Below are 23,529 nucleotides of genomic sequence, written 5' to 3'. Positions count from 1 at the left end.
CGCATCGAGGGCTTCGATCGAATCGACCGAAGCCCTCACGCTCACGCGGGTCTCAGACCTGCGCCAGGCCGCCGTCGACGAACACCTCTCCGCCGGTCATGAAGCTGCTGTCTGACGACGCCAGGAACGCGGCCACCGCTCCCGTCTCGCTCGGGTCGCCCACGCGCCCGATGGGCGTCATGCTTCCGAGCGCATCGAAGGCTTCCTCGCCGACGATCTCCAGCGCCAGCTCCGTCTTGGTCGGCCCCGGCGACAGCACGTTGACGCGGATGCCGGTGCCGCGCAGGTCCAGCGCCCAGCTGCGGGCCAGATTGCGGATCGCGGCCTTGGTCGCGCTGTAGATGCTGAACTGCGGTGTCCCCATTACGCCCGTGCTCGAACCGGTCAGGATGATCGACGACCCCTGCTTCATCAGCGGCAGGGCCTTCTGCACCGAAAACACCAGTCCCTTCACATTGACGTCGAAGATGTGATCGTAATGCTCGACCGTGATCTCGCCGAGCCGCGCAAACAATCCCGTCCCGGCATTGGCGAACAGAATGTCGAGCCCGCCGCGTTCCGCCTTCACCGCCGCGTACAGCCGGTCGAGGTCGGATATGTCAGTCACCGAGCCCCTGATCGCACGCGCCGACGGACCCAGCTTCGCAACGGCCGCATCGAGCGGCTCCTGCCGCCGCCCGAACAGATAGACGAACGCGCCTTCGTCGATGAATCGTTTGGCCGCTCCAAATCCGATGCCGGTTCCGCCGCCGGTCACCACTGCCGTCTTGCCTTGTAGTCTGCTCATGATGTGCTCCTTCACTGAGGTTGCACTGAGCTGGCGGCGTACCCACTTATCGACAAGTATGCACCTTTTGGTAAGTGCCCAAAAAATGTCGTCAGATCTTTCAGAGCCAAGCGTCCCGTCCACTCAGACTCCGCCAGCCGTGCAGGGTTGCACGCCGACTCTGCCCGGCTTCACCTGCGGACTCGACGCGACCTTGCGGGTCATCGCCGGCAAGTGGAAGCCGCTGATCCTCTACTTCGTCGCTCAGGGAGGCCCGACCCGCTACGGCGAGCTGCGCCGCGCCGTCCGCGACGTCAGCGACAAAATGCTGATCCAGCAGCTCAAGGAATTGGAGGCCGACGGCCTCGTGAAGCGCACCGACTACAAGGAGGTGCCGCCGCGGGTGGACTACAGCCTCACGCCCTTGGGCCACAGTCTGGCGGAGGCACTGGTGCCGCTTTGCGCGTGGGGCACCGAGCACATGGCGGAGGTCAGCCAGGTCTTCGCCGAGCGGGCGACCTGGACGCGAGGAGGACGACCGCCGGCTGCCTAGCAGACCGTTGAAGAACTGGCTCGTCGGCAGGCGGCCGAGGGAATGTCCGCGCTGCCCTCGAAAGCATATTGCACCTTCAAGGGTCTCGAGCAGCTTCGAAGGGACGCCGCTTTACAATCGGCATCCGCGCGCGACGCGCCGCCTATTTCGACTGCTTTCCCTGAACAGCGGCCGCCGCCTTGCGGATGACGTCGATAACGATTTCGGGCTGGGACAGCATAGTGACATGGCTGCTGTCGGTCTCGACGGTGGTGGCATTGATGCGCTTGGCCAGAAAGCGCTGAAGATCAGGATGCACGGTCTGGTCCTTCCGGGCGAGGATGTACCAGCTCGGCTTGGACTTCCAGGCGACTTCATCGAGATTTTGCTGCTCGAGCAGGTCGGCGGCCGGCGGGTAGTGGGTCGCCCACACCAGCTTCTGCTCCTGCGTGGAAAGATCTCCGGCGAAGTACTTGACGCCTTCGGGCTTGATCCAGACGCGTCCGCCCGCGACCTCGATCCGGGAGAACATCTCGGTGGGATATTTGCTGAGTTCGCTCTGTACGGTCTCATGAACATCCGGAACGACGGCGGCGATATAAACCAGGCCAGCGACGCGCTCGTCGGTCCCCGCGCCCGTAATGGTCGCTCCTCCATAGGAGTGACCGACGAGGATGGCGGGGCTGTTGACCCGCCCCAGCGTGCGCTTCACGGTCGCGACGTCATCCGCATAATTATTGAGCCCGTATTGGACGGCGATCACTTCATGTCCATCAGCTTGCAAGGTGGGGATCACCTTGCTGAAGCAAGAACCGTCGGCCCAGAGGCCGTGACAGAAGACGATGGCGGGTTTGCTGTTGGCAGACATTGCTCTTGTCCCTTTTGGTTGAGGCTGCACGAACGTAAATGCCGCTGTTGCCGAGGACCAAGACCTTGTAGGCTTCGAGCTATGCCTTGAAGATATACGAGGACGAATGGAACTTCGTCATTTGCGCTATTTCATTGCGGTCGCGGAGGAAGGCAGCTTTTTGACCGCTGCCCAGCGGCGCCTGAACACTTCGCAGCCCTCTCTGAGCCGGCAGATCCGCGATCTGGAAACTGAAGTCGGCGTAGAGCTCCTGGAGCGCCAGGCGCGTGGCGTGGCGCTTACCGCCGCCGGACGGGTGTTTCTCGATCATGCGCGGCTCGCCTTGTTACAGGTCGAAGCGGCAGCGGAAGGTGCGCGGCGGACGGCTGAACCGCAAAGGCCTGCACTTTCCATGGGATTCCTGGTCGGGTTGGAGGTCATGTGGCTACCTCACCTGTTACGCATCCTCCGTGAGGAGGCACCGGACGTGGAGGTCACACTCTGCACGCAATCGTCCCCTGAACTCGCACTTGCGTTGATGCGAGGAAGGTTGGACGTCGCCTTCCTGCGCCCTGAAAAAGAGAGTTCGGGGATCATCTTCAAGACAATGGCGAAGGAGCCTCTGATTGCCGTGCTGCCGGCCGACCATCGTTTGGCATCGCGCAAAAAAATTCGGCCGCAGGACCTTGCCGGGGAGATCTACGTGAGTTCGGCGAGAACCTCTCCGGTGCTCCAGGCTGTCATTCAGGATTACGCATCGGCGGTTGGGATCAAGCTCAAGCCCAAATACGAGGGCGAGAACATATCCTCGGCCATGTCACTCGTCGCATCCACGGGTGGAATAAGTCTTGTTCCGCTCTATGCACAAAACATGCTGGCACCCAATGTCGTTGCCAGAGCGCTTGAGGGAGGGACGCCGACAGTCGATCTGGCCCTGGGCTACAACGAATCCAATTCGTCCCCCTTGCTAAGCCGCCTCTTGTCTCGCGCAGATGAGTTGATTGCGAACGTGCGAAATCAAAGCATCATCCGCTATGTCGAAGCTCAATAGCGGGCAATACCACAAGTCCACTTCGGGTCCGAAGCGGAAGGTCTTGGCGCGCAAGGCGCGCGAGACCTGGAATACAAAAGGACGGTAAGCTGAGGACTGCGTCGCGTCCGATCAGTTGACGCTTGCCAGATAGCCCGCCAGAATCGTGCGGCTCTGGCTGAGCGTCTCGATGCGCTCGTCGATCAGGCCGACCTGCTGGGCAAGTATTCTTCGCAGCTCGTTGCAGGGCGTGAAGGCCGGATCGTTGTTGCGCACGCAGGGCAGCAACCGCTGAATCGTTTCGAGGGTCATGCCGGCGGCGCCAAGCATCTTGATCCGCCGCACGGTTTGCTCTTCCTCCGGGCCATAATCGCGGTAACCCGCGTCCGTCCGCTGAGGCGCCAGCAACCCTTCGCCTTCGTAGTAGCGCAGCATTCGGATGCTGACTCCCGTCCTGCGGGCGAGTTCGCCAATTTTCATCTGAAAACCTCTTGACCCTTACAGCGCTGTCAGACCTTACAGCCTCTGCTCATCCAAGTGAATGCCGCTTGAGAGGGAGCAACGATGAAAGCCTACCATCTGAATAGCCATGCGGATGCTGGCCGCCTTGTGCGAGCCGACCTCAGCAAACCGGAACCCGCGAGTGGCGAGGTTCGCATCCGGGTCGAAGCGGTCAGTCTGAACTACCGCGACCTCCTGATCCTCGACCGCGCAGACCAGAACAAGCTCAACGGCCGCGTGCCGCTGTCCGACGGCGCAGGAATCGTTGACGCCACCGGCGCGGACGTCACGCAATGGCAGGTCGGAGACCGCGTCGCGGCATCGTTCTTCCGCGATTGGGTCTCGGGACCGTTCAAGTCCAGCTATGTGCCCTCATCACTCGGTGGCAACACGATGGACGGAATGCTGGCAGAGTATGTCGTGCTGCCGGCAAATGCGCTCGTTCCCGTGCCGCCGCATTTGTCCTCGGTCGAAGCCGCGACCTTGCCCTGTGCCGGGGTCACCGCTTTCCATGGCCTCATTGCACGCGGCGGGATGGGCAAAGGCGATACGCTGCTGGTTCAGGGAACAGGTGGCGTCGCGCTGTTCGGCCTGCAATTCGCAGCCGCGTTGGGGGCGCGCGCGATCGTGATCTCGTCCTCGAATGAAAAACTCGCCCGTGCCAAGGCGCTCGGCGGCTCGATCCTCATCAACTATCGCGAGACGCCCGACTGGGATGTCGCCCTGATGAAGGCGACAGATGGCGCAGGCGCCAGCCATATCCTCGAACTCGGCGGTCCCGGCACCTATGACCGGTCGCTGCGCTCCGTCGCGTCGGGCGGCAAGATCGTTCAAATTGGCGTGCTGACGGGCTTCGGGCCGAAGCCTGATCTGGCGCGCCTGCAATGGGAGAATGCCGACATCATCGGCGTCACCGTCGGATCGATCGAACATTTCGCCACGATGAACAGCCTCCTGACCGAACATGCGATCCACCCGATCGTCGACCGGGTCTACGGCTTCGACGAAGTCCCCGAAGCGTATGCTCACCTCAGGACCGGCTCACATTTCGGCAAGATCGTCGTGCAGCTTTAGAAGCCAAGCGCCCGATGCGTGTTTCCTTCTTGGATCGAAATCGTGGCGCCTTATATAGTCTGTGCGCCTACAACGACCCCAGGGGAACGGGCAATGAGTCTCAAAGCCGTCGTCTTCGACGCCTACGGAACGCTCTACGACATCCAGTCGGTCGCAGAGGTCACCGAGGATGCGTTTCCGGGTTACGGCGAGATCATCACGCAGGTCTGGCGGATCAAGCAGCTCGAATACACCTGGTTGCGCTCGCTGATGCGGCGCTACCAGGATTTTACCAGCGTTACGCGCGACTCGCTTGCCTATACGCTGCGCGTGCTGGGGCTTGCCTACGAGAACGAGACATTCGAGCGCGTGATCGAGAAGTATCTGCATCTCGATCTCTATCCGGATGCGGTGGCGGCACTTGAAGCCTTGAGGCCGCGAAAGCTCGCCATCCTTTCCAATGGCAGCCCGGACATGCTGAATGCGCTGGTGCGCAACACCAAGCTCGACCGCCTGCTCGATGCCACCATAAGCGTCGATGCGAAGAAGATCTTCAAGCCGAGCCCGGAAGCCTATGAGCTGATCGGCGAGACATTCGGCATCGCGCCTGACGAAGTGCTGTTCGTCTCGTCCAATCCCTGGGACGTGGCGGGCGCGAAGGCGTTCGGATTGAACGTTGCCTGGATCGAACGGGTGACGCCGGAGGCGATGGCGCTGGCTTGCGTCGAGAACGAACTCGTGGCACCGCTGACGATGTTCAAGGCTATCCGCACCCAGATGGATGAGCTTGGCTTTGCGCCTGACCACCGCGTCCGCGCGCTCTCCGAGCTGGCAAAGATCGCTTAAGCGTCGCCCCCCCGCCCGTGAGACATGAATGAGCCTGGAATCCGTTCGCGCCTTCTTCGCCGAGAAAGCCCCCGACATATCCGTAATGGAATCACCGATCAGCTCGGCCACGGTGCCGCTGGCCGCCGAAGCCTATGGCGTCGAGCCCGGGATGATCGCCAAGACGCTGTCATTGCGGATCGGCGAGCGCGTCATCCTGATCGTCGCCGCCGGCACCTCGCGCATGGACAACAAGAAAGTGAAAGCGCAGTTCGGCGGCAAGCCGAAGATGCTGGGGCTGGAAGAGGTCGCCGAGATCACCGGCCATGAGGTCGGCGGCGTCTGCCCGTTCGGGCTGAAGTCGCCGCTGCCGATCTATTGCGATGTGTCGCTGAAGGCGTTCGACATCGTCGTTCCCGCCGCGGGCTCGACCCACAGCGCGGTGCGCATCACGCCTGAGCGGATGGCCGAGCTGGTCGCGGCCGAATGGGTCGACGTCTGCGAGCACAAGCCCTAGGCAGCGCTAATCATCGTCATCATAAGGCTGCGGAGGTTGCGGCGGCACGGCGTTGTAGCGCGGTGACGGCGCGGCTCGGCCGCGCGGAACCGCCTGCTGCGGTTGCATCTGGTTGTTGGACTGGAACACTGCGCGACACCCGCTCGACAGTTGCGGCGTGTTCTGCTGCAAACAGGCCGTGATGCGGCTCACGTCCGGAATCTGGTCGCTGCACAGCCGCCAGACATCCGGCGTGCAAGCCATCTGCTGTTCCATGGTTCCGCGATATTCCTCGGCGGACGCGGCGCCCTGCGCAACGATGCCGCCGATCGCAAGCGCCACACCCAGCGCAATCCGCTCTGTTCGCATGTCCAGATTCCTTCCTTTCTCTCTCTCTCAAATTCTCATCAATCAATGAGACCGGAGCTGGTTCTGGACCAACAAAAAAATGTGAAAACGCGACTGGAACCTACTCCACCTTGCCGATCTTCTTCACCGCCGCGATCAGCCGCTTACTGTCATCAGCCACGAATTCGGAGAATGCCGGCGCGTCCTGATAGGCAACAAGACTGCCCGAGGTATCGAAAGCCCTGAGCACATCGGGGCTCGTCATCACCTGCGCCATCGCTTCGCGCAGGCGGCTGGCGATCGGCGCGGGAAGAGAGCGCTGTGCAAACAGCCCGGCCCAGATGTACATCTCGACATCCTTGTAGCCGAGCTCCTGGAAGGTCGGCACGTCGGGGAAGCTCGCGATGCGCTTTGCTCCGGAGTTTCCGAGCACGCGGAGCTTGCCGTCGTCGACCTGCGGCTTCAGCGTGCCAGGAGCCGCCGCGATCGCCTGCACGGTGCCGCTGAGCAACGCGGTGAGCGCCGGACCTGCGCCGCGGAAAGGCACATGCAGCAATTTGATGTCGGCGTTCGCAGCGAACATCTCCATCGCCACATGCAGCGTGCCGTAAGGTCCGGACGAGCCATAGGTGATCTGGCCCGGGCGCTTCTTCGCGTCCTCGACGAAATCCTGCGCGGTCTTCCAGGGTGCCGAGGCCGGCACCGCGAGCAGCGTGGGATCGGCCAGCACGCGCGCGATCGGCATGAACTGCGAGACTTCATAGGCGACCGGACGCTCGAACAGCCGGTCGGCCTCGGGGAGCACCGCGAGCGAGGACAGCGTCATCAGCAGCGTGTAGCCGTCGGGCTCCGCGCGCGCCGCGGCGGCATTGCCGACCGATCCGCCGCCACCGCCGGCGCGGTTGTCGACGATGACGGGCTTGCCGAGGATTCGCTCCAGCGCCATCGCCACGGGGCGTGCCGCGAGATCGGCCTGTCCGCCGGCCGGGAACGGCACGATCATGGTGATGTTGCGCGCTGGATAAGTTTGCGCGAAGGCCTCGTCCGGCAGAGCAGCCCGCAGCAGCGGCAATGCCGCAGCCGCGCGCAAAAGATCGCGTCGATCCATCATAGTCCCCTCGCCCCCGATTTTCTTCTGTTCGACCAGCCTAACGTGTCGCGCGGCAAGAACAAGGCGTTAACGAAGCATTGACCATGTCCGGCCCTGACAGGAACGCATCCGTGACTCCGCTGTTGCCCGCTTGAGGGAGTGCGTGATGCGGAATCTTGCGACTATCGACGTCGCCCTGGACGAGATGCTGGTGAATCTCGCCGCGATCGTCCTGCGGCTTTCGAAGCCCGAGATGACGCCGACGCCGGAAGCGCGGCGCGCCTTGGCGCAATCCGTCCATCAATACGCGGTGTGTGCCGCGCGCTCGGCCGATCCGCGCGTTCACGAATTGAAGACTCAGCTGGAGGGGACGCTGAAGCCAGCCTTGCGCATTGTCGCACGCGATGGCGTGAAGGTGTCGTAGTCGGAAATGGTGGGCACGCTTCGCTCTACCCACCTACGATAGCCGTTCGGAGGACAGACAAGCGAGATCTCGTAGGGTGGGCAAAGGCGCGCTCTTCGCGCGCCGTGCCCACCATCATTCGCCGAACTGCCCTGCAATGTCCCGCATATCCCCTCCCCAATCCAGGGGAAGTGTTCCTTGCTCAACATAGCGATGAAAGCTGCTGAGAGACCAATCGCGCACCCGTGTGACGAGACCGTGCTTCACGGGGTTGAAGTGAATGTAGTCGATGTGGCGCTCCAGGTCCGCGTCGTCGCGGATCGCGTGCTCCCAATAACGGCGCTGTGAGATGCCCTTCTCGCGCTTCTTCAGTTTGCTCATCGAAGGCACCCCAGCCTCCAAGCCACGCGAAAATCCGCCTTTGATCAGATTCCAACGCGATGAAAAATCGACGTCGCCCTCCGGCAACGTCCAAATCGCATGGAGGTGGTCTGGTAAGATGCAGATTGCGACCGTCTCGAATGGCTGGCGCTCAAAGACGGTTCGGTAGATTCGTCTCAGGCGATCAACCTGCTCCACAAGCAGCGTACTTGAACGATCCGCGAGCACGACGGTGAAGAAGAACGTGCTGCCATGTGCCCGCCGATACCGAGACACTTGCGATTCCCTCAGACAAAGTCGTGGGCACGCTTCGCTTTGCCCACCCTACGATAGTTACCCGGTCTTGCCACCTTTCTTAGGCCGCCGCTTGCAGGTGCCCGGCAACTTTGCTGCGAGGAAATCGCCGAGGGCTTCGACGCGGGCGGGGCGCGGGCCGCCGGGTGGGGTCACGAGATGCACGGCGCCTTCGGCCTGCTTCCAGTCCTTCAGGATCACTTCGACCTCGCCTGATGCAATCGCTTCGCCGACGATGAACTCAGGAAGATCGGCGATGCCGAGGCCGGCGATCAGCGCCGGCACGACGGCTTCGCCATTGTTGACGCGAAGCTGTCCGCCCGGGCGGACGCTCGCCTGCTCGCCGGCCGCATTGGTGTAGTGCCAGACATTGGGCGACAAGAGATAGGCGTAGCTGAAGCATTTGTGCTCGGCCAGATGCATCGGATGCGTCGGCCGTCCGTGTTGCTTGAGGTAGGACGGCGCGGCCACCGTGAAGCGCGGCATGGTGAAGAGCCGCCGCGCGATCAGCGAAGAATCCGGCAGGCGCGCGATCCGCACCGCCATGTCGAAACCCTCGCCGATCAGATCGACGGTCGCATCGCTCAGATGCAGATCGACCGAGACTTCCGGATAGGCCTCGAAAAACTCCGGCAGCAGCGGCGCTACCGCCTTGATGCCGAACGTCATGGGCACCGCGAGCCGGACCAGCCCGCGCGGCGCCACCGATTGCGCCAGCGCCTCGTTCTCCGCCGCCTCCCCGTCGGCGAGCAGGCGCGTCGCGCGATCGGCGAGCTTGTGGCCGGCATCGGTCAGCGCGAGCCGGCGCGAGGTGCGGTTGAACAGGCGGGCACCGAGCCGCTCCTCCAGCCGGGTCACCGCCTTGGACACCGTCGCCTTGGACATCGCAAGTTCGCCTGCGGCCCCGGCAAATGACCGTAATTCCACGACCTTTGCGAAAATCGCGAGCGCCTCGAAATCGGGGAGTTTTGCCATGGTGGCCGGCCTCTAAAGGTCTATTTAGGAAACAATACGTTTCAACAGTTTCTATTTCTATACCACAGGCGGAGGCTTATCCAAGGGTCATCAGACATTCAGGAATGGAGAAATCCAATGACCAGGAAGCTCTCAGGCAAGGTTGCCCTCGTCACCGGCGGCTCGCGCGGTATCGGCGCGGCCTCGGCCCGCGCTCTCGCCGATGAAGGCGCAGATGTCGCCATCAGCTACGTCGCTTCGCCCGACAAGGCCGAGGCCGTCGTGGCGGAGCTGAAGACCCGGGGCGTCAAGGCCCGTGCCTTCAAGGCAGACCAGGCCTCGGCCAAGGACGTCACCAAGCTCGTCAACGACGTGGCGAAGGAGTTCGGCCATCTCGACATCCTCGTCAACAATGCCGGCGTCGCCGCGGGCGGCGCGACCGACGACGCCAATGCCGACACTGGCGCGCTGGAACGTCAGGACTCCGTCAACGTGCATGGCGTGATCGCGGCGATCCGCGCCGCCTCGCAATTGATGGGTGAAGGCGGCCGTATCGTCACCGTCGGCTCGATGCTGGCCGATCGCGCCTCGTTCCCGGGCCTTGCCGACTACGTCGCCACCAAGGCGGCGGTGGTTGGCTACACCAAAGGCGCGGCGCGCGACCTCGGCCCGCGCGGCATCACCGTCAACGTGGTGCAGCCCGGCTCGATCAACACCGACATGAACCCGGACGACGACCGCGACTTCGCGGAAGCCCAGCGCAAGCAGCACGCGCTGCAGCGCTTCGGACGCCCGGAGGAAGTCGCCGCCGGCATCGTCTTCCTCGCAAGCCCGGAAGCCTCCTTCGTCACCGGCACCGTGCTCAACGTCGACGGCGGGTTTGGCGCCTGATCAAGGCGCCGACCACTCACACAGGGATTACGCAGATGATCGAACTCAGACCTTTCGACAAGCTCGGCGGCGCCGATCACGGCTGGCTCAAGGCCAAGCATCATTTCTCCTTCGGCGGTCACTATGAACCGGACAACATGGGCCACGGGAGCTTGCGGGTGTGGAACGACGACGAGATCGCACCGAACACCGGCTTTCCCGCTCATCCCCACGCCAACATGGAAATCATCACCTATGTGCGCGAGGGCGCGATCACCCATCAGGACAGCCTCGGCAACGAGGGGCGGACTGAAGCGGGCGACGTGCAGGTGATGAGCGCCGGCAGCGGCATCCGCCACTCCGAGTACAATCTGGAGTCAACGCAGACCCGGATCTTCCAGATCTGGATCGAGCCGACCACGCGCGGTGGACAGCCGACCTGGGGCTCGAAGCCGTTTCCGAAGTCGGACCGCTCCGGCAAGCTCATCACCATCGCGAGTGGCATCGCGGGTGACACGGACGCACTGCCGATCCGCGCCGATGCGCGGGTGCTCGCCACCACGCTGAAGGCCGGCGAGAGCGCGGAGTACGAGCCCGAGAGGTCGCGGCACCTCTATTTGGTGCCGGCGGCGGGTTCGGTCGAGATCAACGGCGTGCGTGTCAACGCCCGCGACGGCGCCGCGATCCGCGACGTGGACAGGCTGAAGATCACGGCTTTGGAAGACACCGAGCTCGTGCTCGTCGACGCGGTGTAACGACACTCTCTCCCGTCATGGCCGGGCTTGTCCCGGCCACGACGATCCCAACATTCAATCAACGTCGATCATAACGGAGACCACCATGACCAAAGTTCTCGTCCTGTATTATTCCGCCTATGGCCACATCGAAGCGATGGCCAATGCGGTTGCCGAAGGCGCGCGCGAAGCCGGCGTCACGGTCGACATCAAGCGCGTCCCGGAGCTGGTGCCCGCCGAAGTCGCGAAAGCCTCTTATTACAAGGTCGATCAGGCCGCGCCGATCGCCAAGATAGAAGACCTCGCCAATTACGATGCGATCATTGTCGGCACCGGCACCCGCTTCGGCCGGATGGCCTCACAGATGGCCAACTTCCTCGACCAGGCCGGCGGGCTCTGGGCCAAGGGCGCCCTGCACGGCAAGGTCGGCGGCGCCTTCACCGCGACCGCGACCCAGCATGGCGGCCAGGAGACGACGCTGTTCTCGATCATCACCAACTTGCTGCATTTCGGCATGACGGTGGTCGGCCTGAACTACGGCTTCGCCGGCCAGATGAAGCTCGATGAAATCACCGGCGGCTCACCTTACGGCGCCACCACGATCACCGGCGGTGACGGCAGCCGCCAGCCGAGTGCCAACGAGCTCGCCGGCGCGCGCTATCAGGGCCGCCAGATCGCGGAGACCGCCAAAAAGCTGCACGGCTGAGCCTCGCAGTTAAGCTTTACGACCGACATCATGGCTGATGCGACGCGGGCGGCATTCTCATTCGGGAATGCCGCCTCGCTTGACGTTGTGACGCACTGGTCACCCGCTAGGCCTGCGTGATGTCTGCGTGAGGCCTGATTGAATCCGTCACGACGGGCGCCGGCGCCGTCGACAGCCACCAGCCCTCACCGGCGAACCAGCATGTCTCGTCGGGAGCGCCCTCTCTCCGCAACGACTGCACGCCGTCCCATCCTCCCGCGAACGCCTTGGCCAGCCGCCGGGCGGCATCCGCATCCTGCAATCCCGCGCAGCCGATGAATTGCGCACGCCCCAGGAATTTGGCGGGCCAGACCGCACCCTCGTCAGGGCGCGTGATCATCAACATGCCGCCGAGCATGCCTTCAGGCGCCAACGGAAATACCAGCCGTCCGCCGGGTCGCAGGGCATCGAGCCATTCCGAGGCCGGCTGCGCCGCGCCGGCGCAGACATAGATCACGTCAGCAGCCGGTAGATCGGACGCAATGCCCGAACGTTCGCGCACCTCGACATGGGCGATGTCCTTCAGATTGTCGCGCGCGAGTCCTGCCAGGCGTTCGTCGATCTCATAGGCATGAACACGGCCACCGGCGCCGACGAGATGCGCGAGGATCGCGGTGTAGTAACCACTGCCCGCGCCGATCTGGATCGCGGTCTCGCCTTCCTTCACGGCGCAGCCGCTGAGCCAATAGGCGTGCGCACCGGGCATCCCGATATTGAGGCCACGCGTGCTGTCGAGCGCCAGCAGCGCGTTCTGATAGAGGAACGCAGGATCATCATCGGGCGTCACGACATAGGGATGGCCACCGAGGGAGATCGACCACGGCCCGGGCCCGACGAAAGGCTCGCGCCGGACGGTTCGAAAGGCCTCCTCGATACGGGGATCCGCGGCCCTTGCCGCAGCACAGATCAACTGCGCGTAGAACGCGCGATATTTGCTCGAACGATCTTCCATGTCGCCTCCGGGAACCGGATGCAACGATAGCACGACCATTGCGATAGTCGAATGACCCGGGCAACCCCCGGCTTTGCACGCTCTAGCGTGCGGCCTTGCCCATCGCGCGCGCCGCGAGGGCGGCCAGCCTTGGATGGCGACGCAGCCCTTGCGCGGCATGGTCGCGCCAGGCGTAAGGCACGCCGCGCCAGGACAGCGCGACGCTGACATCGGTCAGCGGCATCTGTTCGGCGCCGAGGCGGCGCTTGTAGTCCTGATTGCCGATGCTGAGATCGAAGCGGCGCACGCCCTGCGCATGCAGCGCCTCCATGGTGCGTTCAGTCACGAGCAGCCCCGGAGAGAAGTTCGCCAAGGCCCTGCCGGTATGGCTGATGCGCAGCAGGAAATAGGTCGCGCCGTATCTGACGCCGAGCGTGGTGGCAACGACGCCCTTGTCGCAGACCAGCGCGGACACGACGGCATAGCCTTCAGCAACACCTTGCCGCGCCACCTCGCGATAGAATCCGGCGTGAACTTCATCGTTGAGAACGAAGTGCGAGCCAAGCTGCCTCATCCGCTCCTCTTGCTGCACGTCCATCACATCGAGCAGTTCGCGAGCGCGTGCGACATCCGTGGCGATCTCGAACCGCCCGTCGCCAAGACGGTTGAACACGCGCCAGCACCTTGGCAATTGTAGACGCCGGAGCGACGCCCGATAGTCGGCATAGTCGTCGCCCATGAGCACGAGGTTGCCGTTGACCGAGCAGGATCCGATACGGCCGAGCGACACCAGCGGGTTGGGCTTGCCGCCGACATGCGACGGCATCTTCTTCAGGCGCAAGAGGTCGAAGCCGTCAGGCTGGGCGCGCAGGGCATCGACCAGCGCCGCACCGATTGCGCGCGCGCCCGCCGCATCGAACGTCGCATCGCATGCAAGGATCGGCGCGTTGTTGTCGGAGATGCCGAGGTCGGCGAACTCGACGACACGAATGCCGCGCCTGACATGGCTCATCATCGGCACCACCGCGACGTCGTTGCCGGTCGCGGCATCGGAGATCAATGCGATCAGCGGGGCATGTTCGTGAAACGCCTCATACCAGGCGCCGAGCCAGTAATCATGCTGGAAAGCGGTGCGATGGCCAGCCTTCAGGCGCAATGCGGCGTGCTGCCAGTCACGCAGGAAATCGACCGCGATTCCCGACGTGCTGGACACAAGATCATCTGGTTGCTCGACGCTGAGGAACGTCATCCGCGGGGCATGCAGTTACTGAATGTTTCCAGATAGATTATGTTTTGCCGTCGACCACAAGTAACGTCGCTGCTTATCGTTAAGCGGATACCACTTCCCTGTCCCCGCGACAGATCAGCCGCTGCGACAAGCTGTCAGCGGTCGGGTTCCATCGGCTCAACGCATTGGAACCTGGCCAGGAAGTGCAGACCGGCGGCGGCCAGCACGAACATGAACCAGACCGGATTCTGCCGCTCGAGCAGGAAGGTCTCGGTGGTCCCGAAATACAGGCCGAACAGCCATATGGTCAGGAACAGCTTGCCCAGCGCGTTGCTGCGATTGTGGCCCTGGACCGCCTGGAAGTTGCGAAGTGGCGCGAACACGAAGATGAGGATGACCAGCAGCAGGCCCGGCAAGCCGATGGTGACGGCGAGGTCGAGATAGCTGTTGTGGCTGTGCGCCGCCGTCACCGCCCATTCGGAGCCCTTGGCGGTCTGGCGCTCGGTCACATCGTCCCAGAACGCCGCATAGCCGTGGCCGATGATCGGCTTTTCGGCGACCGCTGCGAGCGCGAATTCCCAGATGTCGGAACGGCCGGTGAAGGTGGGATCGACCGGAAGCAGCCGCGTCACGGACCCCAGCGCCGGGCTCAGGACGCTGCCGACAGTCAGCAGGTTCATCACGATCAGCGGCGCAAAGCAGATGATCCGCTTCAGCCACAGGCTTCGCGTGACGTAGACGAGCGAGGCCAGCGCATAGATGGCAAGGCACAGCACCGAGGAGGTCTTGCCGCCGGTGAAGATCAGGAAGATGCCGGCAAGCAGCGCAATCGCCGGTCCCATCACGAACGAGCCGACCGCGGACAGGTAAATGCCGACATAGACCAGGATAGTCATCACCGGCGAGGCGACGTTCTTGTGGCCAAAGCTGCCACGCCAGTCGCCGGCGAGCTGTGGCTCGGTGATGTCGAGCGCGGTGTGGATCGAATATTGCGGCGCGAGGAAGACGCCGAGAAAGCACAGCACCAGCAGCACGAGCGCGGCGGCACCGAGGCACAAATTGAAGCTGCGCTGCGTCGGCGGCAGCAACGGCAGCAGCAGGGCAAGCGACGTCACGCTGGCCGCGAGCGCGAAGCGCTGCATCGAAACGCCGCGGGTCTCCGAGAAGACGATGTTGATCAGCATCCAGCCGACGAGGCAGAGATGCAGCGGTGTGACCAGGCTCTTCAGCGAGGGCGCATCCGTGGCGACGACGAACAGCACCGCGACCGCAGCCAGGAGGCCCCAGGACACATAGCCGAGCGCCATGCGTCCACCGACAACAGTGGCGACATCCTCGCTGCGCAAATCGGGAAACGGATCGAGCGTCACCAGCACGAGCAGCAGGGCTGCCATCGCGACGAGGCAGCGTGCCGCCTGCACAGCATTCAGCCCAGCAAGCCCGTCGCGCAGGACGTGGCCGAGCGATCGGGCCTCGACGTCGGTCATGTCAGCGGCGCTGCGATCCATGGCTTAAGGCGGTGGCTCAGGTGCGGTCTGGTGAACCCTGGAAAGATCGAGGTCTTAGCCCATCCCCGTTAACCATCCGTCAACCAGCATGCCTGATGTGGCGGACACCTTCTGCTGCCGCGCCACGCTGCGCGCGATCTCGTAATATTGCAGCGCTCGCTGTTCCAGCGTGAGATTGTCGAGCACGAAGCCGCGCGGATCGAACGTATTGGCGGCACAGCCGGCCCAGAATTCGTCCCAGCCGGCCTCGAACGCCGCAGTGTCAGCGAATTTGGCGCCGCAACGATCGTCCCAATACGGCACCGACGACACCGGCGCGAACTGCACGCGGTGCGGATAATAATCGGGGTCCCGCCACGGGCCGCCGGGATCCCAGGCGAATACCGGCACGTCGCAAGCCAGCGCCTGCTGATAGGCGATGCCCTGGCTCTCGTTCTGGCACAGGAAAATCATCGCACGGGAACGCGCCAGCGCGTCCTGATAGTCCTCTTCCTTGTAGCTGCCGTAACGCAGCTCCGTGAACGAGCGCCCCTCCTTGCGGAGCCGGGCGCGGACGGGCTCGATCAAGTCAGGCGCATAGCGCTCACGGTCCCAATGGACCTTGTCGTAGATCAGGACGTCGACGGACTTTTGCGAGGCGCGCGACGGCGCCCAGAGATCGGTGTCGATGCCGACCGGCCAGGCCTCGGTGTCCGGCCAATGCGGCCGGTACATGTCGGCGTACCATGGGCCGGGCACCACGACCTTCTTCACCGGCAGACGCTTGAACAGATCGGGATCGTCGAGCGGATGATTGTGGGCGGCGACCCCGAGCAGGATCGGGTTCTTCCACGCGAACTTGTCAAGCAGGAAGGTGCGGCCGATGATGCAGGCGACTTCCTCGGGATGCTGCGCGATATAGCCGTAATCGTTGACTCGGTAGCGGATATCAAGCCGGTCGAGTCCCGCGCACAGATTGAGGAACACGCGCAGCTGGCCGCTCATGCGCGGCTCGCCGAACAGCATGCGGCGCGCCATGCGCCGCAGATGGCGATCGCCGGGAAACCAGCGGTCGTCCTTGTCCTCGTAGAAGAGGTTGAGGACCATGTCGTCGGGATCGTAGTCGAATGTCTTTGCGGGCACTGGGTCCATCCGCGGCAGCCGGATGCGTATTCTCGCATGGGACCGGCTGACGCACTCGTCCAAGTTTGCGACAGGCTTAATGCCATCGGCTTAACGCTAATTGACGAAACCAGCTTTGCGCAGGCCTTCGCAGCAACGATCTGGGCGCTATGCGAGTATCATCCGCAGCGGCCGAGGCTGCGCTCCGCAACTCCAGATGCGGCCTGGTTAACGAACCATTAAAGACGAGCCGCCGCTTGACCACCGCCGACGACATTCTGGATTCACCGGCCGCCGCATTCGCGGCAACAGGCGCGCGCACCGCGTTGCCGGCGGCATCTCACACGCCGGTCTCCGTGATCATCCCTGCCAAGAATGCTGCCGCGTTCATCGGCCAGACCATTGCAAGCGCACTGACGCAAGGCGACGTCACCGAGGTGATCGTCGTGGACGACGGCTCGACCGACGACACCATGGCGATCGTTCGTGCCATCCGCGATTCCCGCCTGCGCCTGATGCCGAATGACGCCTCGGGCGTATCGGCTGCGCGGAACCTCGGCGCACTGAGCGCGCGCGGCGACTGGCTGATCTTTCTCGATGCCGATGACCGCCTGCGCCCCGCCGCGGTGACGACGCTGCTGACGGCAGCCAAGGCCGCTCCCCACGCAATTCTGGTCTATGGCGACTACAACACGATCGCCAGCGATGGCCGTCCGATCGGCCGCCGCGATCTTCTCAAGGGCCGCCGCAAGCCGTCGGGCGACGTGATGGAACGGCTTGCCCGCGGCAACTTCATCGTCAATGGCGGCATCATGCTGGTTCGTGCCGATGCCTTCCGCGCGGCCGGCGGCTTCGACGTCTCGCTCAGATATTGCGAGGACTGGCATTGCTGGTGCCGTCTCGCCGCGCTCGGCGAGTTCGCATTCGTCCCGGAACTTCTGCTCGACTATCGTCTGCACACCGCCAACACCATGAACGCGGCAGTGCGGACACCACAGGACTTCTTCCCGGCGGTCGCGCGCGTATTCGATGATCCTTTGATCCTGGCCCGGCTGCCCGCAAGCGCTGTGCCTCGGCTGCGCCAAGCGGCCGAGATTCATCTCGTGACCTATTCGGCGACGCAAGCGGTCCGCTTCGGCAGGTATCGCGACGCCCTCGCCTATCTCGGCATGGTTGGACAGCGATCGCTCAGAGCGGTGCCACGGTCCGTAATCAAGATCGCGCTCGCTTATCTTGGAATCTAGCCGCCCGGCTCAAGAACGTCAGGACACGATCTTGGAAGCCTCGTAGGGCTTCGGATCGAAACCGAAGGCCGCCAGCGCCGAACCAAACGCCACCATCACGGGATGCATCGCGACGACGGGCTTCGAGGTCGGCAGCAGGCGAGCCGCACGCAGCAGAGACAGCGGCAGCCGCCCGAGCATCTGCACAAACACCCGCACGCGTGCCGCTGCACTCGGCGCAGCCTTGTACTGCACACGATAGTTGATCGCTCCGATGCGCAGGCCACGCTTTGCGATCCAGCTGAGGCTGGTGCGGCTTGGCGGCACGGTCTCGGTGATGACGGCTTCCGCCGTCCAGTGGAAGAGCATGCCGGCATTGCGGCAGCGCACGAAGAAGTCGCAGTCGCCGCCGCCGAGGAAATTGAAGCGCAGATCGAAGACGGGACTTTCGAGCCCGTCGAACGCCGCGCGCGTGATCAGGCAATTGCCGCAGCCATAGATCAGCGGTACCGCGCCGGTGTAGTCGTAGGCCGGGCAGAAGGCGGGGTGACCCGCGAGCCAGGGCTTGCTGTCATCGTCGAAGACCGGCAGCACCGGTCCGCCGACCACGTCGGCGCCGGTTGCCTCCGCGGTGCGGACCATCAGTTCGAGCCAGTCGGGTGACGCGATCTCGTCGTCGTCGATCATCAGGAAGTGGGTCGCGGCGGGAAACAGCGCCTGCGCCGTCTCGAAGGCGGCGTTGATCGCCTGGCAATTGCCCTGCCGCTGCTCGACGAGGCAGATGCCCTGGAGTCTGCCGTCGGCGAGAAACTCGGCGGCGACCGGCGCGCTCTCACGCTTGGCGGCGTCGTTCTCGACCATCACCACCGCGAAGGAGCGCGGGGTACGCTGGTTCACCAGCGAGTCCAGCGTCAGCCGCAGATGCTGCGGACGACGGAAGCAGGGAATGCAGACGACGATGCCGACCGACAGATCGATGATTCGGGAGCTCGCCGCGATCTCCCGGTTGGGATCGCGCACGGCATCCGAGATCCGGCTCGCGGACAAGTCTGTCGGGATCAGTGTCATGGGGTTCTAGATGCCTGAGATATGTTGAAAAAGCCCTGCGCCGGTCGCGCAGTCCCGCGACGGCACAGTGCGGCGGGACAGATGCGTGCCAAAGTGAACAGCCCGACCGAGGCGCGATACGGCACCATCTGGATGAGCTCCCTACAATGCAGACGTGCCACCATGCGCTTAACCGCTCTCACGTGTTTTCCCTGCAAATCCATGCGCGCGTGGTACTGCAATTCGCAGTCCATCGTCCGCCGACGGTGCGATGCGAAGAATGCCGTAGTTAACGCCCATGCGCATTAACCCGACCGTAAGCACCGCGACCGGTGAAGCAGGGCGGCATCAGATTTGCTCTTCGGGCTTGCGAGATTTTTCCTGTAAATTTGAATAGAACAAGCGCGGTCAGAAAATATGAACAAGCCAGCCACCATCGATTTCGCGACAACCACGGCGATCAACACCCCCGCGGCCACCGCACACACCCAGGCACTGCTCGATCTGGTCCCCGGCGAAGCCCGCGACAGCCTGCTCGCCGTTCACGAATTGCTGCGCCGCGAGCTGCCGCAGGGCCGGCTCGCGACCTATGAAGCCGGCGGCGGCTCGTGCAGCTTTCTGCCGACGGAATTGCTGAGCCGCAGCCACGTCACCGTCGTCGACATAGACGAGGACCAGGTCAAGAACAACAATTATGCGGACGAGGCGATCCTCGGCGACGTGCAGACCTACCGCTCCACGCCCGAGAGCTTCGATCTCGTGATCTGCTACAACGTGATCGAGCATCTTCCGGATGTCGAAGCTGCGCTGCTGAATTTCCGCGACGCGCTCAAGCGCGGCGGGATGATCCTGATCGGCGCGCCCAATCCGCGCTCGCTGTCCGGCGTCGTCACCAAATACTCGCCGCACTGGTTTCACGTCTGGTTCTACCGGCACATCCGCGGCATCAAGAATGCCGGCCTGCCCGGCGAGCCGCCGTTCCCGACCTTCTTTCATCCGCTGGTGACGCTGCCGCGGCTCGAAGCATTCGCGCACGCGAACGGCCTCGAGATGATCTACCGCCGCGAGGTCGAGAGCCCGCGCTATCCCGAGATGCGTCGGCGCAAGCCGCTGTTCGCGGCCCTGGTCGACGTCGGCGCCGCCGTGCTGAACGCCGTGCTGCCGCGCGGGACCGACGTCCGCCGCGGCGATTATCACGTCATCCTGCGGAAAAGCTGACAATGCGCGCGCAGCTCGTCGAACGACAAGCGAAGCCTCGCGGCAACGCTGCGCGCGGTAACGAACCGTTAATCTCTGGGGGGCCTCAGCGTCACTGCGACGCGTCGAAGAGTGGCATGCGCTTAAACGCTTTGTTTGCCATTTCGGTGAATAGTCCCTCAATGAGTATGGTTAATTTTCCCTGTTGCGTTGATTGGGCACCTATATCCCGGGTGCGTGGCGTAAAGCGAAGAGTAACCCCTCAGCCCGCGGTAGCTGGAATGGAAGCTGGGGATCATGCTTGACTATAACCAGCCGATAGATCGGGCCAGACCGGAGGGCCCGCAGCAAAGGCTTGAAGCCGGCTTCAGCGTGCTGGAGCTGGTCAATTTGGTTTGGCGCCGCAAGGTCGCGATTGCGGCTGCTGCCCTGCTCGGTGCGACGCTTGCGGTCACGGCCGGCAAGAGTCTGACGCCCCGCTACACCGCCACCGCCCAACTCTATGTCGACCCGCGCGAGCTTCAGCTCGTGGATCGCGAACTCACCCCGCGCGCGCAGGACGTCTCCGGCATGTCCATGGTGGTGGAGAGCCAGGCTCGCCTGATCACCTCCAACAGCGTGCTGCTCCGGGTGATCGAGCAAGCGGGTCTCGACAAGGATCCCGAATTTGGCGGCGGCGGCGACGACAAGAGCCTGACGACGTCGCTGCTCGGCCTGATCGGCCTGCAGCCCCGCGCGCCCTCCGCCACGGAGACGAAGGAAGTGCAGCTTGCGGCGCTCGAGGCGCTGAATCGGCACATCACCATCCGCAAGACCGAGAAGAGCTTCATCGTCGACATCGAGGTCTGGTCGACCGATCCCGCGAAGGCGGCGATGCTCGCCAACACGCTGACCAACGTCTACCTCACGGAGTCTCGCAACTCCCAGGCCCTGGCCGCGCGACGGGCCACCAGCGAATTGTCAGGCCGGCTGAAGGAACTGCGCGAGCGGCTGCGCAATGCCGAGACCGCACTTGCCACCTACAAGGCCCAGAACAATTTTGTCGGCACCCAGGACGCGCTGATCAGCGACCAACAGCTCTCGTCCAGCAACCAGCGGCTTTCCGCGGCCCGCGCTGCGACGATGGACGCGCAGGCGCGGCTCGACCAGATCGAGGCAAGCCGGCGCACGGCGGCGGATGCCGGTGCGAATGCCGAGGTTCTGCAGTCACCGACGATTGCAAACCTGCGCGCGCAATATGCCGATGCCCGCAAGAAATATGCAGAGCAGACCGCCGAGCTTGGGCCGCGGCACCCGGCGCTGCGCCAGACCGAGAAGCAGGTCGAGGATATCAAGCGCGTCATCAGTGAGGAGGTCGACCGCTTCGCCCAGTCGGCCAAGAACGATTTGACGCGCGCCCGCGACTTCGAAGCCTCGCTCAACCGGGCGCTGGAGGTGCAGAAGCGGCAAAGCGTCCAGCTCAGCCAGGCCGCCGTGCGACTGCGCGAGCTCGAGCGCGAGGTCGATGCCAGCCGCGACGTCTACCAGTCCTTCTTCAAGCGTTCGCGCGAGACCGAGGAGCAGGAGACGCTCAACACCTCGGCGGCCCGCGTCATCGGCGAAGCGACCGTGCCGCAGCGGCGCTCGTTCCCGCCGGGGATGAGCCTGTTCGCCATGATCGGCTTCGTCTTCGGTGCGATCGCGGCTTCAAGCTGGTTCGTCGCAGCCGAACTGCTGTTTGCCGGTGCGCCCACGCCGGCCCGCCGTGAACGCACGCCAACGCCGCAGGCTCCCCGGGCTCCGGAAGTTGCTCATGCGCGCGCCGAACTTGCCGCGTCACCGCCGCAACCTTCGACGATGGAAAGGCCCCTGATCGAAAAACCGCTGATCGCGCGCCTCCAGGAAGCCGACGTCATCCACACGCTGGGTGCCATTCTCGCGACTGGTAGCGGCGTCGACCTGACACGGCTGGGCTGGCCGACGCTGCGCCCCGGCTTCCCCTTGACGAGCCTGCTCAATACCTGGCGCGACATGCGCGCAGCCCTGGCCCGGCGTGCCGGCGGCAAGACGATACCGGTGATTGCGCTCCTCGGTGCCGGCGAAACCGTCGGACGCAGCGTGACCGCGCTAAATTTCGCGCTCGCAGCCGCGCGCGACGGCGCTCGCGTGCTGATGATCGATGCCGATCATCAGGCACATTCGCTCTCGAACAAGGTCAATCGTTCCAGCAAGAGCGAGCCGAGCGCACGCGGCTGGCTCTCGATCGGCAGCAACGCTGCCCGCGAGATCAAGACGGTCAACGGCATCTCGGTGCTGCCGGCCGCCGACGGCGATGCCGGCAAGGCGGTTGAAGCGATCCGCAAGGCGATTGCACAGGCGCGCTCCGCCGGCGGCTACGACCTCGTGATCCTCGACGGCCCCGCAATGCCGCTCTCAGCCAGCGCCCGCAAGCTGCTCGATGACGCCGATGCGCTGGTGGCGGTGCTGCCGACCAGTCTCGACATCAACGACAGCCTTGAAGAAATTTTGGGCACGCTCGGCCGTGCCGAGCGCAAGCTCGTCGGCGTCGTGCTCGACGAGCTCACCCCCGCAACCCAAGCGCGCCAGCGAGGTAGACAATATGCTTGAGCGCCGCATCAATCTGGACGGCCGGGCCGCAACCGCAGAGGTGCCGCGGATCACCATCGGCGGCCTTCGCATGGCCGCGCTGGATCTCGAAGCCACCGCCGATTTCATGATCGAAGCCACCGATCCGCGTCATCGCATCGGCCGTCCGCTGCATCTGACCTCGGCCAATGGCGAGGTGCTGGCGCGTTGCTCGACCGAGCCGGAGACCGAACGCCTGTTCCGCGGCGCCGACATGATCAACGCCGACGGCCAGCCGCTGGTGGCGGCCTCAAAACTGCAATCCTGGTTTCCGCTGCCCGAGCGCGTTGCGACCACGGACCTGTTCCACGTCGTCGCGCGCAAGGCCGAAGCGGTCGGCCGCACCTTCTACATGTTCGGCGCCAGCGAGGCCGAGAACGCCGCCGCGGTCGAGAACGTCCAGAAGATGTATCCAAACCTCAAGATCGTCGGCTACAGCCACGGCTATCTGCGCGGCGACGCCCTGCGCGCGAAGGTCGAGGAGATCAACGCGCTCGCGCCCGATTATCTCTGGGTCGCGCTCGGCGTGCCCAACGAGCAGGCATTTGTCGAGGAATACACGCCGCTGATGACCAATGTTGGCGTTATCAAGACGTCCGGCGGGTTGTTCAACTTTTTATCGGGCAGCCGATCCCGCGCGCCGCAATGGATGCAGAAGATCGGGCTGGAATGGGCCTGGCGCACCTTGCTCGAACCACGCCGCCTGTTCTGGCGCTATTTGACCACCAACCCTCGCGCGCTCTATCTTCTCTTCAGAAGCAAACGACCTTCCAATCGCTGAGAGAAGAGTAGAAGACGAC

The 23,529-nt window shown here is 63.9% G+C and carries 25 protein-coding genes; 13 read left to right on the top strand and 12 right to left on the bottom strand.

Going from position 1 to position 23,529, the window contains the following annotated elements; all coding sequences use genetic code 11:
- Positions 1–52: 52 nt before the first annotated feature.
- Positions 53–787 (bottom strand): SDR family oxidoreductase, encoded by a 735-nt coding sequence (locus IVB29_RS04800; protein ID WP_247502230.1) that lies wholly within the window; start codon positions 785–787, stop codon positions 53–55.
- A 160-nt stretch (positions 788–947) separates the two neighbouring features.
- Here IVB29_RS04800 and IVB29_RS04795 point away from each other — a divergent pair, with 160 nt between their 5' ends.
- A complete protein-coding gene (locus IVB29_RS04795) occupies positions 948–1,319 on the top strand; it encodes a helix-turn-helix domain-containing protein (RefSeq protein ID WP_247502353.1) in 372 nt (123 codons plus the stop codon).
- A gap of 142 nt (positions 1,320–1,461) precedes the next feature.
- Here the strand turns inward: IVB29_RS04795 and IVB29_RS04790 are convergent, their stop codons facing one another.
- A complete protein-coding gene (locus IVB29_RS04790) occupies positions 1,462–2,166 on the bottom strand; it encodes an alpha/beta hydrolase (RefSeq protein WP_247502229.1) in 705 nt (234 codons plus the stop codon).
- Positions 2,167–2,272: 106 nt separating this feature from the next.
- Here IVB29_RS04790 and IVB29_RS04785 point away from each other — a divergent pair, with 106 nt between their 5' ends.
- The gene (locus tag IVB29_RS04785) at positions 2,273–3,196 is read left to right on the top strand and encodes a LysR family transcriptional regulator (RefSeq protein ID WP_247502228.1); all 924 of its coding nucleotides are present in this window, start codon (positions 2,273–2,275) and stop codon (positions 3,194–3,196) included.
- Positions 3,197–3,307: 111 nt separating this feature from the next.
- Here IVB29_RS04785 and IVB29_RS04780 read toward each other — a convergent pair whose 3' ends face one another.
- Positions 3,308–3,655 (bottom strand): MerR family transcriptional regulator, encoded by a 348-nt coding sequence (locus IVB29_RS04780; protein ID WP_247502227.1) that lies wholly within the window; start codon positions 3,653–3,655, stop codon positions 3,308–3,310.
- An 84-nt stretch (positions 3,656–3,739) separates the two neighbouring features.
- On the opposite strand from IVB29_RS04780, the gene IVB29_RS04775 reads away from it, so the two are divergent.
- The 3 genes from IVB29_RS04775 (at position 3,740) to IVB29_RS04765 (ending at position 6,071) form a co-directional block, all read left to right on the top strand.
- Positions 3,740–4,750 (top strand): NAD(P)-dependent alcohol dehydrogenase, encoded by a 1,011-nt coding sequence (locus IVB29_RS04775; RefSeq protein WP_247502226.1) that lies wholly within the window; start codon positions 3,740–3,742, stop codon positions 4,748–4,750.
- 93 nt (positions 4,751–4,843) lie between these two features.
- On the top strand, positions 4,844–5,575 hold the full coding sequence (locus tag IVB29_RS04770) for a haloacid dehalogenase type II (RefSeq protein WP_247502225.1): 732 nt from the start codon (positions 4,844–4,846) through the stop codon (positions 5,573–5,575).
- Positions 5,576–5,603: 28 nt separating this feature from the next.
- Complete coding sequence (locus IVB29_RS04765) at positions 5,604–6,071, top strand: YbaK/EbsC family protein (protein ID WP_247502224.1); 468 nt, start codon at positions 5,604–5,606, stop codon at positions 6,069–6,071.
- A gap of 6 nt (positions 6,072–6,077) precedes the next feature.
- Here IVB29_RS04765 and IVB29_RS04760 read toward each other — a convergent pair whose 3' ends face one another.
- A complete protein-coding gene (locus tag IVB29_RS04760) occupies positions 6,078–6,419 on the bottom strand; it encodes a hypothetical protein (protein WP_247502223.1) in 342 nt (113 codons plus the stop codon).
- Positions 6,420–6,519: 100 nt separating this feature from the next.
- Positions 6,520–7,506: a tripartite tricarboxylate transporter substrate binding protein gene (locus tag IVB29_RS04755; RefSeq protein ID WP_247502352.1), complete on the bottom strand. Its 987-nt coding sequence runs from the start codon at positions 7,504–7,506 to the stop codon at positions 6,520–6,522.
- A 148-nt stretch (positions 7,507–7,654) separates the two neighbouring features.
- Here IVB29_RS04755 and IVB29_RS04750 point away from each other — a divergent pair, with 148 nt between their 5' ends.
- On the top strand, positions 7,655–7,912 hold the full coding sequence (locus IVB29_RS04750) for a hypothetical protein (protein WP_247502222.1): 258 nt from the start codon (positions 7,655–7,657) through the stop codon (positions 7,910–7,912).
- A 114-nt stretch (positions 7,913–8,026) separates the two neighbouring features.
- Here the strand turns inward: IVB29_RS04750 and IVB29_RS04745 are convergent, their stop codons facing one another.
- Together IVB29_RS04745 and IVB29_RS04740 are read right to left on the bottom strand one after the other, a co-directional pair.
- Entirely contained in the window at positions 8,027–8,548 is a 522-nt protein-coding gene (locus IVB29_RS04745; RefSeq protein WP_247502221.1) for a transposase, read from the bottom strand.
- A 57-nt stretch (positions 8,549–8,605) separates the two neighbouring features.
- The gene (locus IVB29_RS04740; RefSeq protein WP_247502220.1) at positions 8,606–9,541 is read right to left on the bottom strand and encodes a LysR family transcriptional regulator; all 936 of its coding nucleotides are present in this window, start codon (positions 9,539–9,541) and stop codon (positions 8,606–8,608) included.
- A 117-nt stretch (positions 9,542–9,658) separates the two neighbouring features.
- On the opposite strand from IVB29_RS04740, the gene IVB29_RS04735 reads away from it, so the two are divergent.
- The 3 genes from IVB29_RS04735 (at position 9,659) to wrbA (ending at position 11,830) form a co-directional block, all read left to right on the top strand.
- A complete protein-coding gene (locus tag IVB29_RS04735; protein WP_247502219.1) occupies positions 9,659–10,411 on the top strand; it encodes an SDR family oxidoreductase in 753 nt (250 codons plus the stop codon).
- Between the two features lie 35 nt (positions 10,412–10,446).
- The gene (locus IVB29_RS04730) at positions 10,447–11,145 is read left to right on the top strand and encodes a pirin family protein (protein ID WP_247502218.1); all 699 of its coding nucleotides are present in this window, start codon (positions 10,447–10,449) and stop codon (positions 11,143–11,145) included.
- Between the two features lie 85 nt (positions 11,146–11,230).
- Positions 11,231–11,830, top strand: coding sequence for an NAD(P)H:quinone oxidoreductase (gene wrbA, locus IVB29_RS04725; protein ID WP_247502217.1), 600 nt, complete (start codon positions 11,231–11,233; stop codon positions 11,828–11,830).
- Positions 11,831–11,936: 106 nt separating this feature from the next.
- Here wrbA and IVB29_RS04720 read toward each other — a convergent pair whose 3' ends face one another.
- The 4 genes from IVB29_RS04720 to IVB29_RS04705 all read right to left on the bottom strand — a co-directional run bounded on the left by IVB29_RS04720 (position 11,937) and on the right by IVB29_RS04705 (position 16,658).
- Positions 11,937–12,821: a methyltransferase gene (locus IVB29_RS04720; protein ID WP_247502216.1), complete on the bottom strand. Its 885-nt coding sequence runs from the start codon at positions 12,819–12,821 to the stop codon at positions 11,937–11,939.
- A gap of 82 nt (positions 12,822–12,903) precedes the next feature.
- On the bottom strand, positions 12,904–14,049 hold the full coding sequence (locus tag IVB29_RS04715) for a GNAT family N-acetyltransferase (RefSeq protein ID WP_247502215.1): 1,146 nt from the start codon (positions 14,047–14,049) through the stop codon (positions 12,904–12,906).
- A 134-nt stretch (positions 14,050–14,183) separates the two neighbouring features.
- Complete coding sequence (locus tag IVB29_RS04710) at positions 14,184–15,536, bottom strand: O-antigen ligase (protein WP_247502214.1); 1,353 nt, start codon at positions 15,534–15,536, stop codon at positions 14,184–14,186.
- A 54-nt stretch (positions 15,537–15,590) separates the two neighbouring features.
- Positions 15,591–16,658, bottom strand: a complete 1,068-nt coding sequence (locus tag IVB29_RS04705; protein ID WP_247502213.1) for a glycosyltransferase family 1 protein — start codon at positions 16,656–16,658, stop codon at positions 15,591–15,593.
- Positions 16,659–16,894: 236 nt separating this feature from the next.
- Between IVB29_RS04705 and IVB29_RS04700 the strand changes: the two genes are divergently transcribed.
- Positions 16,895–17,881, top strand: a complete 987-nt coding sequence (locus IVB29_RS04700; protein ID WP_247502212.1) for a glycosyltransferase — start codon at positions 16,895–16,897, stop codon at positions 17,879–17,881.
- A gap of 18 nt (positions 17,882–17,899) precedes the next feature.
- Here the strand turns inward: IVB29_RS04700 and IVB29_RS04695 are convergent, their stop codons facing one another.
- Positions 17,900–18,928, bottom strand: a complete 1,029-nt coding sequence (locus IVB29_RS04695) for a glycosyltransferase family 2 protein (protein ID WP_247502211.1) — start codon at positions 18,926–18,928, stop codon at positions 17,900–17,902.
- A 396-nt stretch (positions 18,929–19,324) separates the two neighbouring features.
- On the opposite strand from IVB29_RS04695, the gene IVB29_RS04690 reads away from it, so the two are divergent.
- The 3 genes from IVB29_RS04690 to IVB29_RS04680 all read left to right on the top strand — a co-directional run bounded on the left by IVB29_RS04690 (position 19,325) and on the right by IVB29_RS04680 (position 23,510).
- A complete protein-coding gene (locus IVB29_RS04690) occupies positions 19,325–20,125 on the top strand; it encodes a class I SAM-dependent methyltransferase (protein ID WP_247502210.1) in 801 nt (266 codons plus the stop codon).
- Positions 20,126–20,401: 276 nt separating this feature from the next.
- Positions 20,402–22,711, top strand: coding sequence for an exopolysaccharide transport family protein (locus IVB29_RS04685; RefSeq protein ID WP_247502209.1), 2,310 nt, complete (start codon positions 20,402–20,404; stop codon positions 22,709–22,711).
- Positions 22,704–23,510, top strand: a complete 807-nt coding sequence (locus tag IVB29_RS04680; RefSeq protein WP_247502208.1) for a WecB/TagA/CpsF family glycosyltransferase — start codon at positions 22,704–22,706, stop codon at positions 23,508–23,510. Before IVB29_RS04685 ends, IVB29_RS04680 begins: the two co-directional genes overlap by 8 nt.
- Positions 23,511–23,529 lie beyond the last annotated feature (19 nt).

This window comes from Bradyrhizobium sp. 1, from assembly GCF_023073315.1.
Lineage (GTDB): Bacteria > Pseudomonadota > Alphaproteobacteria > Rhizobiales > Xanthobacteraceae > Bradyrhizobium.
The sequence above is the reverse complement of the archived record's forward strand: the minus strand, read 5'-3'. Positions and strand labels throughout refer to the sequence as shown.